Source organism: Leuconostoc sp. UCMA20149 (assembly GCF_030400235.1).
In the GTDB taxonomy this organism is placed as follows: domain Bacteria; phylum Bacillota; class Bacilli; order Lactobacillales; family Lactobacillaceae; genus Leuconostoc; species Leuconostoc pseudomesenteroides.
Window position 1 is genome coordinate 84,561 of record NZ_VJYC01000006.1, and the last position, 17,155, is coordinate 101,715.

The 17,155-nt window shown below is 39.2% G+C and carries 16 protein-coding genes; 5 read left to right on the plus strand and 11 right to left on the minus strand.

Annotation, left to right across the window (positions count from 1 at the left end; all coding sequences use genetic code 11):
- Nucleotides 1-20: 20 nt before the first annotated feature.
- On the minus strand, nt 21-2,237 hold the full coding sequence (locus tag FF105_RS06590) for a YhgE/Pip domain-containing protein (RefSeq protein ID WP_148422864.1): 2,217 nt from the start codon (nt 2,235-2,237) through the stop codon (nt 21-23).
- A 216-nt stretch (nt 2,238-2,453) separates the two neighbouring features.
- Between FF105_RS06590 and FF105_RS06595 the strand changes: the two genes are divergently transcribed.
- From FF105_RS06595 to FF105_RS06605, 3 genes are all read left to right on the plus strand, one after another.
- Nucleotides 2,454-3,737: an MFS transporter gene (locus FF105_RS06595; protein ID WP_290046477.1), complete on the plus strand. Its 1,284-nt coding sequence runs from the start codon at nt 2,454-2,456 to the stop codon at nt 3,735-3,737.
- Between the two features lie 36 nt (nt 3,738-3,773).
- Nucleotides 3,774-5,183: a glycoside hydrolase family 32 protein gene (locus tag FF105_RS06600; RefSeq protein WP_148422865.1), complete on the plus strand. Its 1,410-nt coding sequence runs from the start codon at nt 3,774-3,776 to the stop codon at nt 5,181-5,183.
- 115 nt (nt 5,184-5,298) lie between these two features.
- Nucleotides 5,299-6,261, plus strand: a complete 963-nt coding sequence (locus FF105_RS06605; RefSeq protein ID WP_148422866.1) for a LacI family DNA-binding transcriptional regulator — start codon at nt 5,299-5,301, stop codon at nt 6,259-6,261.
- An 18-nt stretch (nt 6,262-6,279) separates the two neighbouring features.
- Here FF105_RS06605 and FF105_RS06610 read toward each other — a convergent pair whose 3' ends face one another.
- From FF105_RS06610 to FF105_RS06630, 5 genes are all read right to left on the minus strand, one after another.
- On the minus strand, nt 6,280-6,759 hold the full coding sequence (locus tag FF105_RS06610) for a glutathione peroxidase (RefSeq protein ID WP_010281845.1): 480 nt from the start codon (nt 6,757-6,759) through the stop codon (nt 6,280-6,282).
- A gap of 75 nt (nt 6,760-6,834) precedes the next feature.
- On the minus strand, nt 6,835-7,695 hold the full coding sequence (locus FF105_RS06615) for a fructosamine kinase family protein (RefSeq protein WP_148422867.1): 861 nt from the start codon (nt 7,693-7,695) through the stop codon (nt 6,835-6,837).
- Nucleotides 7,696-7,778: 83 nt separating this feature from the next.
- A complete protein-coding gene (locus FF105_RS06620; protein WP_010281853.1) occupies nt 7,779-7,913 on the minus strand; it encodes a hypothetical protein in 135 nt (44 codons plus the stop codon).
- 265 nt (nt 7,914-8,178) lie between these two features.
- Nucleotides 8,179-8,823, minus strand: coding sequence for an RNA polymerase (locus FF105_RS06625; RefSeq protein ID WP_290046478.1), 645 nt, complete (start codon nt 8,821-8,823; stop codon nt 8,179-8,181).
- A 204-nt stretch (nt 8,824-9,027) separates the two neighbouring features.
- Nucleotides 9,028-9,276: a GlsB/YeaQ/YmgE family stress response membrane protein gene (locus FF105_RS06630; RefSeq protein WP_290046479.1), complete on the minus strand. Its 249-nt coding sequence runs from the start codon at nt 9,274-9,276 to the stop codon at nt 9,028-9,030.
- 310 nt (nt 9,277-9,586) lie between these two features.
- Between FF105_RS06630 and kdsA the strand changes: the two genes are divergently transcribed.
- Both kdsA and FF105_RS06640 read left to right on the plus strand, forming a co-directional pair.
- Nucleotides 9,587-10,438 (plus strand): 3-deoxy-8-phosphooctulonate synthase, encoded by an 852-nt coding sequence (gene kdsA, locus FF105_RS06635; RefSeq protein WP_148422869.1) that lies wholly within the window; start codon nt 9,587-9,589, stop codon nt 10,436-10,438.
- A complete protein-coding gene (locus tag FF105_RS06640) occupies nt 10,422-11,378 on the plus strand; it encodes a KpsF/GutQ family sugar-phosphate isomerase (protein WP_010281873.1) in 957 nt (318 codons plus the stop codon). Before kdsA ends, FF105_RS06640 begins: the two co-directional genes overlap by 17 nt.
- A 49-nt stretch (nt 11,379-11,427) precedes the next feature.
- Here FF105_RS06640 and FF105_RS06645 read toward each other — a convergent pair whose 3' ends face one another.
- The 5 genes from FF105_RS06645 to rihC all read right to left on the minus strand — a co-directional run bounded on the left by FF105_RS06645 (nt 11,428) and on the right by rihC (nt 17,143).
- Nucleotides 11,428-13,098, minus strand: a complete 1,671-nt coding sequence (locus FF105_RS06645) for a glycerophosphodiester phosphodiesterase family protein (protein WP_010281877.1) — start codon at nt 13,096-13,098, stop codon at nt 11,428-11,430.
- 14 nt (nt 13,099-13,112) lie between these two features.
- The gene (locus FF105_RS06650) at nt 13,113-14,429 is read right to left on the minus strand and encodes a chloride channel protein (protein WP_290046480.1); all 1,317 of its coding nucleotides are present in this window, start codon (nt 14,427-14,429) and stop codon (nt 13,113-13,115) included.
- Nucleotides 14,430-14,612: 183 nt separating this feature from the next.
- The gene (locus tag FF105_RS06655; RefSeq protein WP_010281885.1) at nt 14,613-15,092 is read right to left on the minus strand and encodes a DUF1440 domain-containing protein; all 480 of its coding nucleotides are present in this window, start codon (nt 15,090-15,092) and stop codon (nt 14,613-14,615) included.
- A gap of 157 nt (nt 15,093-15,249) precedes the next feature.
- A complete protein-coding gene (locus FF105_RS06660) occupies nt 15,250-16,209 on the minus strand; it encodes a nucleoside hydrolase (protein WP_148422872.1) in 960 nt (319 codons plus the stop codon).
- A 1-nt stretch (nt 16,210) separates the two neighbouring features.
- Nucleotides 16,211-17,143, minus strand: a complete 933-nt coding sequence (gene rihC, locus FF105_RS06665) for a ribonucleoside hydrolase RihC (protein WP_148422873.1) — start codon at nt 17,141-17,143, stop codon at nt 16,211-16,213.
- Nucleotides 17,144-17,155 lie beyond the last annotated feature (12 nt).

Below are 17,155 nucleotides of genomic sequence, written 5' to 3' on the forward strand. Positions count from 1 at the left end.
GAGTGAGGTTTATAAGTCATTTATTCCGCAGCTGATGATTGTGGAAATGACAATTGATTATGCTTTAGTTTCATTTGGTAAACACCCCATGTCAGAATCATGGAAACAATACCCAAACTCAACAATACGGTTAGATCCAACGCCACACTGCCACCAATTGAAATTGTTTCACGTAGTGCGTGAACCGAATACGTCATCGGCATCCAAGGGTGAATTGCATTAAAGAAGCCATTTGAGAGCTCAATTGGATAAGTTCCGGCACTGGCACTCAATTGCAAAACCATCAAAATTAGCATTATACCAGATCCTAGTTTACCAAATGCAACATTGAACAGAATTACGAATTGATTAAAGGCAAATGATGCTACCAAAGCTACTACGAATGTCATGACTGGTTTTTGAGTTTGCATACCGTCAACGATAAAGAGCAATGCCGTCATCAACAGTGCTTGTGCAATCCAGACCGGTGCATTAACTGTTTGCTTGTCAGCCCACCAGAGGAAACCATTTTTCGGTTTCTTGCCAACAGTCATGAAATCAAATATCGCACTAAATGCAACCATACCAACAAACAGACCGACCGACATCATATATGGTGCCATACCAGTACCATTGTTAGCAACCTTAGATAAATCAGAATTATCTTTTTTAACTGGTTTTGACAAAGCAGTCACATTAGATTTTTGATTATGAATGCTTGATAATTTAACAGCACCATCAGCTAATTTTTGTGACAACGTTTGCGCACCTGTGTTAGCTTGCCCAAGAGCAACGATTGCTTGATTTTCACCTTCTAGTAACTGTGTGGTGCCAGAATTGAGCTGCGAAGCGCCTTGATTAAGGGTGCCACTATTAGCATTTAGTTGACCCAATCCGGCATTCAATTGACTCGCACCTTGTGCTAACTGTTGTGCTCCCGGAACAGCTTGCGTAGCGATACCGTTGCTAACTTCAGTGAGACTCGCATTAAGGGTTTTGATGGCTTGTTGCGCACCCTTAGTTGCTTGCGTACCTTTAGACAGAGCTTTCAGTTCAGGAAGTTGGGCTTGTAAGTTTTTTAGCTCTGGCAATGCTGCAACTAAAGGTTGCAGATCTTTGTTGATTTTTTGGGCTGCCTGACCACTTGCGGTTGCTGAAGTACCACTATCTTGTAGATTAGTATTTAAATCTTGCAGGTTTTTCATTACTGTTTGCACACTTGGATCCGCTATTAGTTGTGGGTTCTGTGCAATTAACTTTGATAAGCTATCAGAAATATTTTTTAAATTTGCCCCAGACTTTGTAAGACTTCCCCCCAATTGCTCCAAGCTAGTTGTCAAATTTTGTGCATTGCTACTAATGTCATCAGAATTCAAATCAATATTGGGTGCTTCAATCTCCCCCAATTTTTCCAATCCTTTCGTCAGCTCCGTCAATCCAGCATCCAACTTTGCCAAATCAGATGCCTTTGCTTGTTGCTTTGCATTAATTTCATCACTGACTTTTTGAAGTTGTGTGGCGAGTTGTTGCGCACCTGCCACTAACTGTGCAGAACCAGAATTAGCTGATGAGACACCACTTGTATACTGCGACAAACCAGTTACAAGTTGGGCAGAACCACTTTGCAATGCGGTCGTGCCTGTTTGTAATTGCTTTGTGCCATCTTGTAATTGAGAGATACCACTGCTCAATTGACTTGCACCCTCAGAACCAGTATTAAAACCGTCCTTGGAAGCAGTCGTGGCGGTTACAAGTGTTTGACTATAAACTTTTTGTAACGATTGTGACACTTTAGTTTGCAATTTCTCGGCTGCTGATGTTGTCATTTTTTCAGCAATAAATCCTTGACCTGTGTTGTGAGCAATTTTTATTTCTGGTTGCACGGGATTACTACTCAAAAGTGTGCCAGAATTCTCAGTGAAGTCACTAGGAATTGTGATGGTCATGTAGTATTTACCACTTTTCAAACCTGATGCGGCTTGAGATTTAGTGGTTTTAATAATTTTTAGTTGCTTACCATCTACCAAATTTTTGGTGAGGTTATTTCCTAAATGTTGCGTCTTACCGTTAATCTTTGCAGCGCGATCTTGGTTGACAATTGCCACCGGTAATTTGTTGACATTACCATACGCATCCCACAATGATGACAAGAAGATAACCGCATAAAGGCTTGGAATGAGTGCAATTCCAATTAGTAATAATGGCAAACCGCGTATTTTTCGAACACGTTGCCACTCCGTACTTTTCCAAAATTTCATGAACTTTCCCGTTTCCTTTTTTTATCTATGGATAAATTATATAGCTGAAAGAAAGAATATGCAAGCTCTTTATTTTATTTGTAATATATCAAAAAAACAAACATTCAAAAATAAAACTGCCAATCGGTTGACATACTAAAAAATTGCAATTATAATCACTTATGTAAACGTTTACATTTTAGAACGCCATTTTAAGAAAGGTTAATGGATCTGCTAATGAATCATAATCAAAAAGGCACGCGCACCTTTAAAAACGCGTCTTATTTACAAAGTTCAACTAGCATGTTGTTGTTCTTTGCGTCATGGGGTATTTGGTGGAGTTTCTACCAACTATGGTTGACTTCCGACACAAATGGTCTGGGTCTATCTGGAAGTCAAGTTGGCACTATTTTTTCCGCCAATTCATTGATCAGTTTAATTTTGATGTTTGTTTATGGCACAATTCAAGACAAACTATTCATCAAGCGACACTTACTTATTTTTAACGCTGTTATATCTACACTAATTGGTCCATTTTTTATTTGGGTCTATGCCCCTCTCCTCGTCAATCATTTTGCAATCGGTATGTGGGTCGGTGCTGTCGTGCTATCGACAGGTTTTTTATCGGCAGTTGGCATACTAGAAGCGGTCACAGAACGATTTAGTCGTGTATTCTCATTTGAATATGGTCAAGCTCGTGCTTGGGGATCATTCGGATACGCTATTGTGGCCCTACTTGCCGGTGTTTTGTTTGTGATTAACCCTCATTTAAATTTCTGGTTTGGTTCATTATTTGGTGTGCTACTATTATTGGTTCTTATATTCTGGGTGCCAAAAGCAGAGCGTGATGCGAATCATGCTGTCGAAACGTTAGCCCGCGAAGATTCAGTACCAAAGCTATCAGATATGTTACGTCTTTTAAAAATGTCTGAATTATGGCAGGTGATTATTTTCATCATGTTCACTTGGACTTTTTATAATATTTTTGATTCACAAATGTTTCCTGATTTCTATACAAAGTTATTCTCAAGTGTAGCAGTTGGCCAACAAACATACGGCACGCTCAACAGTATCCAAGTATTCTTTGAAGCGCTAATGTTAGGTATCGTACCAATTGTGATGCAAAAAGTTGGTGTCAAACGGACACTCATGATTGGTGTCGCTATTATGTTCTTGCGAATTGGCCTTTGCGGATTTAACGCCAATCCATACGCCGTTTCCGCCATTAAAATGCTGCACTCTCTCGAAGTACCTATGTTTACGTTATCAATTTTCAGATACTTTACCCTTCACTTCAATACCAAACTATCTGCTTCTCTATATATGATTGGTTTCCAGATTGCAGCCCAGATTGGACAGGTCATTTTATCAACACCATTGGGCATTCTTAGAGATCGCGTAGGTTATCAAAATACATTCCATGTCATTGCTGTCATTGTCTTGATTGCTGGTGTTTACGCGTTCTTCATTCTCAAAAAAGATACACAACACGTCGACGGAACACCTTTGGCTAACTCGTAACGCCGCAACATCCAAAACATACTTTAAGGAGACAATATGTCACACACACTCGAAAAAAAATTCTCAACGGTAACCAATGATCGCTACCGCCCTGAATTTCATTTAGCACCAACCTATGGCTGGATGAATGACCCTAATGGTTTTGTATACTTTCAAGGCTATTATCATATTTTCTATCAAAACTATCCCTACAAACCTGAATGGGGACCAATGCATTGGGGGCACGCACGAAGCCGTGATTTAATGCACTGGGAAGACTTACCAATTGCATTAACCCCTGGCGATGCTGAAGATACAGGCGGCGTATTTTCGGGAAGCGCCATTGTCAAAGACGGTCGCCTTTGGCTGATTTATACGGGTCATCATTACTACGGCGACAATGATCCTGAACATTTCTGGCAAAATCAAAATCTAGCTTATAGCGATGACGGTGTTCATTTTACAAAGTATGAGCACAACCCAATTATTGCTGAAGCGCCGTCTGATAGCACGCACCACTTTCGGGATCCTAAAATTTGGGAATATGATGGCAATTACTATGTCATTTTAGGCAATCAATCACAAGATGGACTCGGTCGTGCCTTAATCTATCAATCCGAAAATCTTTTTGATTGGCAATATCTAGGTGAACTCGACAAATCACGATCTGTCGCAACCGAAGGTGACATGTGGGAATGCCCTGATTTTTTCACCCTCAACGGTCGTCATATCCTACTCACCTCACCTATGAAAATTGAAACCCAGCCCCAAAAATTCCGTAATCTCTATCAAACAGGTTACTTTGTAGGCCATTACGATTACGCCAAAAATCAATTTGACCGAGGCGAATTTCAAGAATTAGATAATGGTCATGACTTTTACGCCTCACAAACTCTTTTGGCACCGGACGGTCGCCGAATCGTTATTGGCTGGGCGGATATGTGGGAAAGCGAATTTCCTGAAAAAGCAGATGGCTGGGCAGGTATGCTCACCTTACCTCGCGAACTTATCCTAGCCAATGACCGTTTATTGATGCGTCCAGTCACCGAAGTTCGCGCTTTACGGAAACAGTTATTAAGCAGTGGCAGTTTGTCATCAGTACAAACGCTATTAGATGGTCATTCAGCAACTGTTGAAGTTCAACTCAATCTCACCGCCCAAAATTTTAACTTACACTTCCAAAATAGCAAAAAGCAAGATATTATCACGCTCAATTTTGATAATGCTAACCAGCAATTCCGACTAACACATCAGGATCATCCTCAAGATAATCGGTTTGCAACAATTGCACAATCAACAGAAATAACACTTTCCTTATATATTGATAAAAGCGTCGTTGAAATATTCGTTCAAAATGGTGAAAAAGTATTCACAGAGAGATTCTATACTAATGACGCCCCTATCATCAAAATTGACGGCAAAAATTTGTTAGGTCAGTTCACAACCTATCAACTCGAAACACACTAAACAACATTCTCCTAGCAACATTATCAAAGTTTATTATCACTTGTAGTATACTTATAGTTAGTTTTATAATGCTTATCAAATTAGGGTAAGCATTTTTATTTTTTTAGGTGATGTGATGAATTACAAATTAGAAGATGTTGCTGAAATTGCCGGCGTATCAAAAACGACAGTCTCTCGTGTTATCAATAAACGCGGCTATTTGAGCCAAGCCACAATTGATAAAGTACACGACGCTATGGCTGAACTAAACTATCAACCGAATGCAGCAGCGCAACAATTGCAAAAGAAAAAAACAAATATCGTTGGTCTGCTTTTCCCGTCAATCGCCAACCCTTTTTTTGGCGAACTCGTCGAAACACTTGAAAAGAAATTATATCAAAAGGGCTATACAGTCATTGTCGGCGATGCAACTCAGGATGCCAAAAAAGAAGAGCATTATTTAAAGCAATTACTTTCCCGCCAAGTTGATGGTTTAATTGTCGGGACGCATAACTTTAACATTCAAACCTACAATAAATACCACGGATTACCAATTGTCTCAATTGAACGCATTCTTAATGATGAAATTCCTACGATTGCCGTGAATAATTATCAAGGTGGTGTGTTAGCAACGGATTTTTTGATTAAACAAGGCGCAAAGAAAATTATTCATACCACAGATCCGTTTTCCAACAATATGCCAAGTGACCAACGACATCAAGGTTATCTAGACACAATGGTCAAACACCACTTAACACCCATTACATGGCAAATTGATTTTGAAAAGAGCTATGCACAAAAAACAGCCAATTTTACCAAAATGCTGCAACAACATGGCGACGTTGACGCCATATTTGCAAGTAATGATGTTGAAGCAACGCAAATGCTACCCCTAGTATCAAAAATGCCATCAAAACCTATCGTAGTAGGTTTTGATGGCACACGACTCATTCAAGCTATTTTTCCAAACATGCCAACCATTGTGCAACCAATTGAACAGTTGGCAAGTGTCGCCATTGAAGTTCTTGAGAAAAGAATTGCTGGTGAAGCAACTAAGACAAAATACTTACTTGACGTTACGCTTTCACCCCAACGCTGATTGATCACAAAATAAAAATTAAGCACCAAGCAATTTTTCGATATCTGTAATCATTTCTTTAGGTGATGTATTTGGCGCAAAACGTTCAACCACTTCACCTTTTTGATTAACCAAAAATTTAGTGAAATTCCATTTAATTGCCGATCCAAAAGTACCTTTCGTGTTTTCCTTTAAGTACTTAAACAATGGATCGGTATTTTTGCCGTTCACAGAAATCAAGTGGTGCATGGGAAACGTCACGCCGTATGTCAAGCGACACGCTTCAGCGGCGTCATGACTTGAGTCCAATTCTTGTTTGAATTGATTAGATGGAAAGCCCAGAACGACTAAGCCTTGGTCTTGATAAGTTTTATAAAGCGATTCTAATTCTTCAAACTGCGGTGCATAACCACATTTTGTAGCCGTATTAACAATGATAACGGGGTGCCCTTTCAAACTGTCTAATGAGTATGTTTCCCCATTTTCTTTGATCGCTTGAAACTGGTATATATTAGCCATAATTTCTCCTTAAATCATATTTTTTATTAACGTCATTATAGCATTAGATAAGTCAAACTAAATGCTAGGCGCTCATTAGTCATGTTGTTGATTGATGCTGACTAATTTTTGCTGTACTTGTGCCAAGTATCCGGCACCAAACTGTGACAGATGGAACATCAGATAGTACAGTTGATAAAACAATATGCGTCTTTCGTACCCCGAAGTCAATGGGTAAGTTGCTTGATAACCACGGTAAAACGCATCGGAAAAGCCACCAAAAACGGTTGTAATCCCAATATCAAATTCACGATCACCATAAAATACTGCGGGATCAATTAGAATGGGTTCACCATTTAACCCAAACATATAATTTCCTGACCAAAGATCGCCGTGTAATAGTGAGGGTTGCGCTTGATAATCCACCATCAAGCGTTCAAATTGCTTGATAGCCGCTTGAAATGATAGATCTAATTCCTCCGACCACAAACCTTGATCTCGAATCATTTTTCGCAAGGGCATTAAACGTTGCTGTACAAAAAATGTTGACCAACTTTTTTGCCAAGAATTGTCAGCTGTATAAGTCCCCATTGTGAATGATTCCTCAAATCCAAATTGGCCTTGAGGACTAGTTTGCTGATGTATTCTTGCCAAGGCGGTGCCTAACGCGAAAGCATCCCCTTGTGATTGATGCGCTAAATAAGACAAAACAAGATAAGCATTATCACCCCACTCTCCTATCCGTAAGACTTGTGGCGTTTTAACAAAGCGTGCTAGACACGCTAGACCATTGACTTCATGAATAAAGAATTCCTTTTTATGATTTGGTTGCAGTAACAAAAACACTGGTCCTGTACTGCTTTCTAAACGAAAAGCTTGATTGATGTCACCGCCCCCAACAGGTGTGACTTTTGAAATTGTTCCTAAATTAAGATGTGATAAAAACGCGGCATTCATACAAATCCCTCTTTTCAATTAAAAAATAGCAATAGCCATAATGATTAATTGGCTATCACTATTATGGTCTTATACTATCAAAATCAACCATGTATTTTGTCTTCTAAATCATCGCCTAATTCATCAATTCCTTTGGCGGCAAAAATTGTACCACCAACAATCAAACCACTGACAATAAGCGTGGAAGCAAGCATAAACTTCAAAATAGATTTCAACATTGTAAGTCTCCTTTTATAAACATGTGTTTGCACGGCACCTTAATTAGTATTTAAGACTTTTTGCGCGATTGCTTAATTTCATGATAAAGGCTGAATAACAGTTGACCAACAGCCAACAAAATTGATAATTTACTCCAAAATCCTGTACTCTTTTTTACTTTTGCCATACTGAATCCTCCTGGGAATGGAATTTTGGCATTACTAACATTACGAATATTATACTTCCGTTTATTAACCAATGCAAAAAATATGCTCTCTCGACGCTTTATTTTCCTTCACGAATGGCTTGTAGTCTGGCTGGCGTCACGACTCGCTGGGCGATTTGGTCCGTAACAGAACGATGTTGTTCATCGTAGTAAGTCGCAACAGATGTGTTTAAAGAGGTTGTAAATGGTTCCAAAATTGGTCTGGCAACTTGAATTTGGTCGCCATTGATATTAATTTTTGCTGACAAAATATCCGATATTCCAGCAAAACTGTCCGTTTGCGGTACATAACGCTGAATTTCGCCGTCATTTACACTTCCCGTCATTGCCCAGTAGTTTTGTGTGAAATCAAATTGGGCATTGGGCTTGCCATTCTGACCAGCAAATGCAGCCTGTATCAAAATCGCAATTTGGTGCGTTAAATCAAGTGCTGCCCAAGTTGCCACGTTACTACTGCTTTGGGCACTGCTTGAACTACTAGAACTTGCGCTACTACTACTACTCGATGATGTTGTACTTGAATTCTCAGTGCTAGTTGATGATTTAGCACGATGACTTGTTGATGTTGATTTACTAGATTGATGTGCTGATTGTGATTTTTGTATCGTGTGTGATTGACTGTAAGCATACACGCCAACGCTGACCATTAGAACGACCAAAATTGTAGCAATAACTGCACCAATATATTTAGTATGTGATTTCATCTTCTCCCCTTTTTTTCATATCAAATTAACTTTAAATCTATTTGTCACTCTCTCATCCAAAACATAACAATCTTTATAATATATGATACGCTTTGTTGTCAGAAATACTTATTATTTTGCTTGTCAGATCGTTAATACGCACAAAAAAGGGACTTTATCTAAAAAGTCCCTTTTAACATGATTTAAAATCAGAGCAGATTGACCTTATTTATTAGCTCTGCCAACTAACCATGAAACAATTAGCACTAGAATAACGGCGCCAATGATTGATGGAATTAGTGCCATGCCAGCCAAGCTTGGGCCCCAAGAACCCAACAAGCTTTCACCTAACCATGAACCAATTAAGCCAGCAATGATATTACTGATCCAACCCATTGCAGCACCGCGACTAGTAATCGCACCTGCAATGGCGCCAATGATTGCACCGATAATTAGCGTCCAAATTAATCCCATTTCAATATCCCTCTTTCTCAATATTTAATACCAAAAAATAGATTAACTTTCTAAGAAATGTTAATCAAATCCCTTGGTTTATGCTTTAAGAATAACAAATATAATATTTTATTGCAAATATTATGCTCATACCATTTGAAACGAAAATGTTAGATTGTCATTAGAAACCAATCGTTTTCGGACATGCTTTTCACAAACTCATGCTATAATATCCGTAATATTAATTAAGTAAAGCATGGCCATGCAAAACTCATCAATTAATAGCGAACCACCCAACAAAAATTTGATTTAAGTTAGGAGATAGAAAATCATGCCACAAATTAGTGATGTATTTCAAAATTACGGCTTTAAAAACGATCGTCTCACGCTCCTCGCCGGCCCATGTGCCATTGAATCCTATGAAACATGTGCTGAGGTCGCCGAGACGCTAAAACAAATTACCGATGAACTCGGGATAAATTACGTTTTCAAATCATCTTTTGATAAAGCAAATCGTAGTTCTATTGATTCCCAACGAGGCGCCGGCATGGCAGCTGGTCTGAAAGTTTTAGCCAAGATTAAAGAGAATTATCATGTGCCAATCGTCACTGACGTTCATGAACCTTATCAATGTGAACCTGTAGCTGAAGTCGCAGACGTATTGCAAATTCCTGCTTATCTAAGCCGACAAACTGACTTACTATTAGCAGCTGGAAGAACTGGGCGTGTTGTCAACATCAAAAAAGCACAGTTTATGGCACCGGAAGATATTCAAACAGCTGTGGATAAAGTAGCAACAAACGACCAGCATATTCTGGTAACTGAACGTGGCACTATGTTTGGCTATCACCAGCTTGTTGTTGATATGACAAGTCTCATTCAAATGCGTGAAACAGGCTATCCCGTCATTTTTGACGCGACCCATTCTGTTCAAGTGCCAAGTGGTTACGGCAATCATTCAGGTGGTAATCGTGATTACGCCTTTCCACTGATGCGCGCGGCACTAGCCATTGGTATTGATGGCATTTTTGCTGAAGTCCACCCTAATCCACCCGAGGCAATTTCGGACCAAGACAGTCAATTATACTTGTCAAAAATTCGTCCTATTCTGGAGAATGCGAATCGATTATTTCATGAACACCTTGAAATGAAGGCGGTGTATGCCCATGACGACTTACTTTGACGATGCAAAACACACGTTCAACACTGAAATTGACGCGTTAAAATCTGTCCGAGATACTTTGGACACGACTTTTGATAGTGTAGTGGCAGCTATATTACAGACCAAGGGACGTCTCATTTTTATTGCGATTGGCAAATCGGGTATTATTGCTGACAAAATTGCAGCCTCTTTTTCATCAGTTGGCGTTCCAAGCTTTTATATTGATGCTGGTACGGCCTATCATGGTGATCTTGGTCGTGTTGCTAGTGATGATTTAGCAATTTTCATTTCTAATAGTGGCGAAACCCAAGAAGTCATTCAAACGTTGATTGCTTTGCAAGTGATTCACCACAATAATCTTAAAACTGTGGCTATCACAGGGTCAGAAGATTCTACATTAGCTAATAGTACAGATTTACTCTTAAAAGTTGATATTGCTGAAGAAGCAGACCCTACTAAATTAGCGCCGACTAGCTCAACGACGGCCACATTGGTTATGGGTGATGCTTTGTTAATTGCAATTGAAAAAGAGAAAGCATTCAAACGCGAAAACTTTGCCCTGTATCACCCAGGTGGCTCCATTGGCAAGTTATTACTCCAAAATGTTAAAAATGCCATGCACACGAAGATTCCTTATGTGCATACATCGACACCAATCAATGATGTTATCTACCGTATCAGTGATTTTGCCGTTGGCATGACGCTTGTCAAAAACGATGATGAAAAAGTCATTGGTATTGTTACCGACGGCGACATTCGTAAAAAATTTTTGGACATTAGTCAAGTCAAAAATTCTACTGCCAAAGATTACATGACAGAAGGATTCATCAGCATTAACCAAGAAGCCCGCAATAGCGCTGCTTGGAAAAAAATGGCGGCACATAATATTTCCAACTTAGTTGTCCTTGACGATAATGAAGAAGTTGTCGGTATTATCACTATTCATGATGTTTTAGATTAACAAATTAAAACACGTATCACCCATTATTTTATGAGTGATACGTGTTTTTTTAAATAGCTGACTTTTGGAATAGTAATATACCACGCAATGCGTCACTGTATGTCGTGTGCTTAACCAGCTGTTTCAATTGCTGACGAACTTGTTTTGGATGATCGGTGATGAAACCGCGCACGCCAATCACATAGGCACTGGCAACATCCGCCGAATCATTGACCGTCCAAGCATATAAATCTTTTTTGTGTTGATTAATCGCGCGCACAACCGTTTGGTCAACAGCTGAATATTCAATCGCATAAAATTGATTCGTTTTTGTGCTATCAATCGTATTCTTAACTGGTGATAACAATCCAGTTTTGACTTTCAAATAGCGGCTCGCTCTTTTTAAGGCGTTCTGATTTAACGATTGAATTTCTGAATGATTCTTTTGAATTAATGGACCATATTTCGTCTCAAATTTTTGCAATTGCTCATTAGTAATTGTATCATTGATTTTCAACTCAACTAGTAATTTCTGATGATACAAATTGGCTGTTTTGAGATAATTTTCAAACGACGACAACTTGAATGTATGCCCTGCTTCTTTTAGTTTCAGTGACTTTAAAGTCGACCATTTCGTTTGATTGATTTTATACGACTTACCACTTGTGGTAGTTACTTTCGTATTATGACTCAAAACATAAACATCATCTTTTGTTGGCTGAATGTCCATTTCAACGTAATCTGGTTTAGTTGCACTTACTTTTTTCAAGTTTTCAACGACATTTGGTGTTTGATTCGGGTTGCTAATGCCTTTGTGAGCAATCACTAAGTAACGGCCATTCGGTTGGTCTATCCATTTACCAGATAGCCACACACTCAAAACACTAACAGCAATCAAAACCAATATTGTTTGCCAATGCCATGGCTGATTCTGAACATTAACCGACTGGTGTGAGTTGTTAGGATGAGCATAATCAGCCAGCAAGTCGACAAATTTTGCTGTAATGACATAAAAAATGCCAGTCATCACTACAATCAATACATTCGCACAAACATGTCTGATTGTGACTGATGCGTATGTATCAAGTAACTGCTGTCCGTAAATAACCCCATACAAACTGAAAACAAGAATAACCACAACCAACAATAAATTGCGATAAAACTTAAAGTCAAACTGACTGCGACGCCAACTATTTTTAAAGCTCAACCCAAAACTATCTTGACCAACGACAGTCTGGTAAATCAAAAATCTCATTTTCATGACAAATAGAAAATAAAGTATGTAAACAACAATACCAACGGTCAAAGCCAACTGACTATTCAAACTATCAAGAAACGTTTTAGGAATAGTTAAGTAGTAAGATAACGGAAATTTAAAGCCAAATTGATTTAAAGGAATTGTCAAAATCAACAACAATGCAGCATATAAATGAACGCGTCCCTTTAACAAACCCGATTGAAAACGAGACCATGTTATTTTTTGCCAAAGCCACAAGAATGCCCCCAACCACAAACTAACATACACAAACCACAGTAATAGATAAACAACACCAGTGACAGCATAATTAACCCAATAGTCACCAAGATAGTTAAGTAACATTGTCAAACCATTAGTTGGTATTTGATAGGTTTTAGGCTGATAACCTTGTACCCAATTAATTAGAAATTGCGCAACAACATTAAAGATAAAAATAATACTCACAATTATAACTGTTTGACGTGATATTTTTTTACTGTTCATAGTCAAATCCCCTTTCATTTAGGAACTGGTACTGTTTTCAATTGAACTATGGTGTTATATTTTTTTAATGTTTGACGAGAAATAACCATTGCAATGGTCACTCCAATCGCCATTGGCCAGAACACTGAGTAATTAAGGTGACAAATTTCAAGAATCATGAACATTGCCATGAAAGGTGCTTGTTGGGAGGCTGATAACAAAGTTACGGCACCTAAAACAGCGCACTGCCAAATCACAAGATTAGGCCATATCTGTGATAAACCGATACCGATAATTGCGCCCATCGCTGCACCGATGGCAATGGCTGGTGTTAATGTACCACCAGCTGCACCGAAACGGATTGTCAAGACTGTCACAACAGCTTTAAGGATTCCCACAGCAATCAAAAGCCATAGGACTTGTGAGCTTTTGGTCCAAATGGCCGTCTGTGCAAGTGCTCGACCGTTGCCCATGATTTCCGGAAAGAAATACGCGACCACACCAGTTAAGAAAGCTACCAAAGGCAACTGCCACAAAATTGGCGATTTTTTGACTTGATTTTTTTCAGCCCATTGACAAATCACACGGAATAACGCACCAGCAAATCCCGTGAATGGTGCAATAATAATAACTAAAATCAAACTAATAATCGAAAAATGCGCATCCCCAACTAAATAATACGGGTGAAATCCTTTTATTAAAGATCCCATTAACATGGCTATCATTGACATCGTCAGACTCACTAACACGTTGCGTAATGATAATTTTTTTAACAATATTTCAACACAAAATAGCATACCTGTGATAGGGGCAATATAAATACCGGCAAAACCAGCACCAGCTGCCGCTGCTATCAATAAACGACGATCAGCATCAGTTAAATCTGCCAGTCCCAAATGTGATTGGAAACGTATCCAAGTTTGGGCAAGCATAGCACCTGCTTCACGAGGCGCTAACTCTCGACCAATTGATCCACCAGTACCAACATAAACAATTTGCGTGCAAACATGGACAATTGTTTGTAATACTGGCATTTTTTGACCATCCAACGCTTTTTTAATGCCAACAGTTGGTTGTGTTTTATTTCTCAAAAAATACCACACAACGGCCACCAAAAGGCCACCAACCGTCACTGAGATAAGTCTTCGAAAAGCACTAGCGGTAGGCACTGGTGCTTGTGCTGTTTCCAAATAATTTAGAAATATTTTTTCAATCAATTCCAGTAATAGACTTAAACCTATCGCGCTAAATCCAACAATCACACCCAATATGACGGTAGCAATCGTTAATGATATATTCTCTCGTGTTGTCGATGATGATCCACTGTTCTTTTTTGTGGCACTAGTATCCATTTTATCTCTCACTTTTATAACTATTTTATCAGGCAATAACATAGTCTAGATTACCACTCACTGTGCTAATGCACAATGTACCATGGTTTCCAAACAACAAATAAAAAACGCGACTGTTTTAAATTCATCACGTTTTTGTAAAATGCCAGCTATTGGCACTTGAGCGTTATCAGTCACATGAACTTAACCTATCAATGCCACCATCACCAGATAAATACTCCAACCCCAGACGATGTGTCCCAAAAATTCCGAAAAGTGCTCTGCAAATGGTTGCTTGGCAGGTGACGGAATCGTTTTTAGTAGTGGCAGTAGCACAATATGAAAAATGAACCACACAACAACCCCATATACTGTTCCCTGACCAATCGCTACAACATGATTAAATGCCTGTAAAAAAGTAAACAGCGCAGCAAATGTGATCGAAAACCCAAAATGCATGAATAGCGCCACAAAATAGATTCGTTGATCTGTGGCATAGGTCCAATAAGCATGCGTAAACGATTTAGAAAACCCAAGTTGTTGTAAAAGCTGTTGGGGTGGATTAGTCTCATCTCTAGCTTGACTTCTAGGTGGCAAAATGGCTTCCCAACCAATTTTCACCATGCCAGACAGTAGCCCAGCAATAATACCAACAAAAACTGTGTCTCCTATGATATGCAACATCTTCTCTCTACCACCTTTAAAAAATTACGTTATCAATATTCATTCTTAATTATAGCATAATACCTACATTTCCCTGTTCTGGGTACTTTTTTAGCTGGCGCGCTAGTCAAATCGAATGCAATAAAAAAGTACGGACGCGTCCGTACTTGAATAGATTTTAATCATTTAAAACAGCAATCATAAAGTCCATAAAGTCTCTGACAAAGCGTTCCGTCTTGACACCAACTGCCACTTGCGTTGTTGTGTCTTCAAGCAAACGCTCTCGATCACCGATTGTACGACCGTAATCACCCGATTCTTGATCGTATGTCACCCTCATATTCAATGGAATCGTCAGGACATAGCTAGGATCAATCGCCACTGCAACGGCTAGTGGATCATGTAAAGCAGCACCACGATGATCAATACCAAGTTGATCATAAGCTTCAATGTAATAATCCATCAAATCAGCATATATTATACCTGCTTTAGTGCCTAGATCACGCCATTTTTGAGTGTGGTTTTTCGTCAACAATGTCCGTAAAGTTACATCTAAACCAACCATTGTCAACCGTTCTTGCTCCCTAAACACATGATCTGCAGCTTCAGGATCCTGATGAATATTAGCTTCAGTAAATGGCGTCACATTTCCTGGCACTGTCAACGCACCGCCCATTAAGGTGGTGTTGCCAATCAGGTGAGCAATTTCTGGATCGATTGTCAACGCTTTTGACAAATTGGTCAATGGACCAGTTGGTACATAAACCAATTCATCCTTATATTGGTGCGCCATTTTGATCAGAAAGTCTATGCCACTCATTGTTTCAACTTGTCGTGGTGAATGTGTTATATCAATATTACCAACACCATTATCACCATGAATTGCTTTAGAAATTGGCATCACATCAAAACTTTGTGTTGTTGAAGAATGAGATTCGCCCAAAAATACTGGCACATTGTCTGCACCTAATAAATGTAACAAATCCAATGTATTTTGTGCGGCTGTTTCAACTAATGTATTACCATAAGAAGCGATCACACCAATCAAGTCTGTACGCGGATCACATACAGCCCATGCCAATGCTAAGGCGTCATCAACACCTGTATCTAAATCTAAAATCATTTTGACAGAAGCCATGTCATTCTTCTCCTTCGAGTTGTTTATTCATATTTGGTATTTGTGCAACAAACCATTTTTCAAAGGCTGCTGCATCAATGTCTGTTGCAACATGGACATTTTTTTTACCTTGCGACCAGCGATTTTGCGTGTCAGCCACAGTGGCGCCTGCTGCTGGTCCTTGTGTAATGACATCTACCCAATAATCTGTCAACGTGTAAAATTCTGGTGCCAATAAGTAGCAGATTGTATTTACATCATGCATTGGTTTACCATCAGCTTCAGTATCACCATAAGCAGTCATCAACTGATGTAACATTTTACCGCACTCGCCAAGTTTAGCAACGGCGTCAATCGTTTTCAAAGACAGTAATGCTTTTAACGTAACATCTAAACCAATCATCACAATGTCGATACCACTTTTAAAGACAATATCAGCTGCATCAGGGTCAGTAAAGACATTAAATTCAGCCACTGAAGACACGTTACCACCAGATAATGACCCTCCCATCAGCACGAAGCGTTTAATATGCGGTAAAGCTTCTGGATACCGTTGGATGAGCTGTGCAATATTTGTGTAAGATCCGGTTGCCACGACAGTGATCGGCTCTGTCGCAGCCAGCAACGTTTCAGCCATCGCACTCACTGCATCTTGTGCAATTGCCTGATTTTTTGGCGTTTCAAAATCATAACCTGGCATACCCGAAGCACCATGGATATACGAAGCATCAACAAACGCCTTTTTGAGAGGCTTTGATGCACCCTTGGCAACAGGTACTTCTTGCCGATTAAAAAATGTGGTTAATTTGAGTAAATTAGCAGTTGTCTTATCAACACTGACATTGCCAGCCACACTAGTCAATAACTTAATGTCAAAATTAGGATTAGTTAAGGCAATTGACAATGCCACTGCATCATCAATGCCAGGATCCATATCTAAAATAATCGGTATCATGATCTATTCCTC

Coding starts and splice junctions, on each gene's coding strand:
- FF105_RS06590 (WP_148422864.1), bottom strand. CDS start 2,237: ATGAAATTTTGGAAAAGTACGGAGTGGCAACGTGTTCGAAAAATACGC.
- FF105_RS06595 (WP_290046477.1), top strand. CDS start 2,454: ATGAATCATAATCAAAAAGGCACGCGCACCTTTAAAAACGCGTCTTAT.
- FF105_RS06600 (WP_148422865.1), top strand. CDS start 3,774: ATGTCACACACACTCGAAAAAAAATTCTCAACGGTAACCAATGATCGC.
- FF105_RS06605 (WP_148422866.1), top strand. CDS start 5,299: ATGAATTACAAATTAGAAGATGTTGCTGAAATTGCCGGCGTATCAAAA.
- FF105_RS06610 (WP_010281845.1), bottom strand. CDS start 6,759: ATGGCTAATATATACCAGTTTCAAGCGATCAAAGAAAATGGGGAAACA.
- FF105_RS06615 (WP_148422867.1), bottom strand. CDS start 7,695: ATGAATGCCGCGTTTTTATCACATCTTAATTTAGGAACAATTTCAAAA.
- FF105_RS06620 (WP_010281853.1), bottom strand. CDS start 7,913: ATGTTGAAATCTATTTTGAAGTTTATGCTTGCTTCCACGCTTATTGTC.
- FF105_RS06625 (WP_290046478.1), bottom strand. CDS start 8,823: ATGAAATCACATACTAAATATATTGGTGCAGTTATTGCTACAATTTTG.
- FF105_RS06630 (WP_290046479.1), bottom strand. CDS start 9,276: ATGGGATTAATTTGGACGCTAATTATCGGTGCAATCATTGGCGCCATT.
- kdsA (WP_148422869.1), top strand. CDS start 9,587: ATGCCACAAATTAGTGATGTATTTCAAAATTACGGCTTTAAAAACGAT.
- FF105_RS06640 (WP_010281873.1), top strand. CDS start 10,422: ATGACGACTTACTTTGACGATGCAAAACACACGTTCAACACTGAAATT.
- FF105_RS06645 (WP_010281877.1), bottom strand. CDS start 13,098: ATGAACAGTAAAAAAATATCACGTCAAACAGTTATAATTGTGAGTATT.
- FF105_RS06650 (WP_290046480.1), bottom strand. CDS start 14,429: ATGGATACTAGTGCCACAAAAAAGAACAGTGGATCATCATCGACAACA.
- FF105_RS06655 (WP_010281885.1), bottom strand. CDS start 15,092: ATGTTGCATATCATAGGAGACACAGTTTTTGTTGGTATTATTGCTGGG.
- FF105_RS06660 (WP_148422872.1), bottom strand. CDS start 16,209: ATGGCTTCTGTCAAAATGATTTTAGATTTAGATACAGGTGTTGATGAC.
- rihC (WP_148422873.1), bottom strand. CDS start 17,143: ATGATACCGATTATTTTAGATATGGATCCTGGCATTGATGATGCAGTG.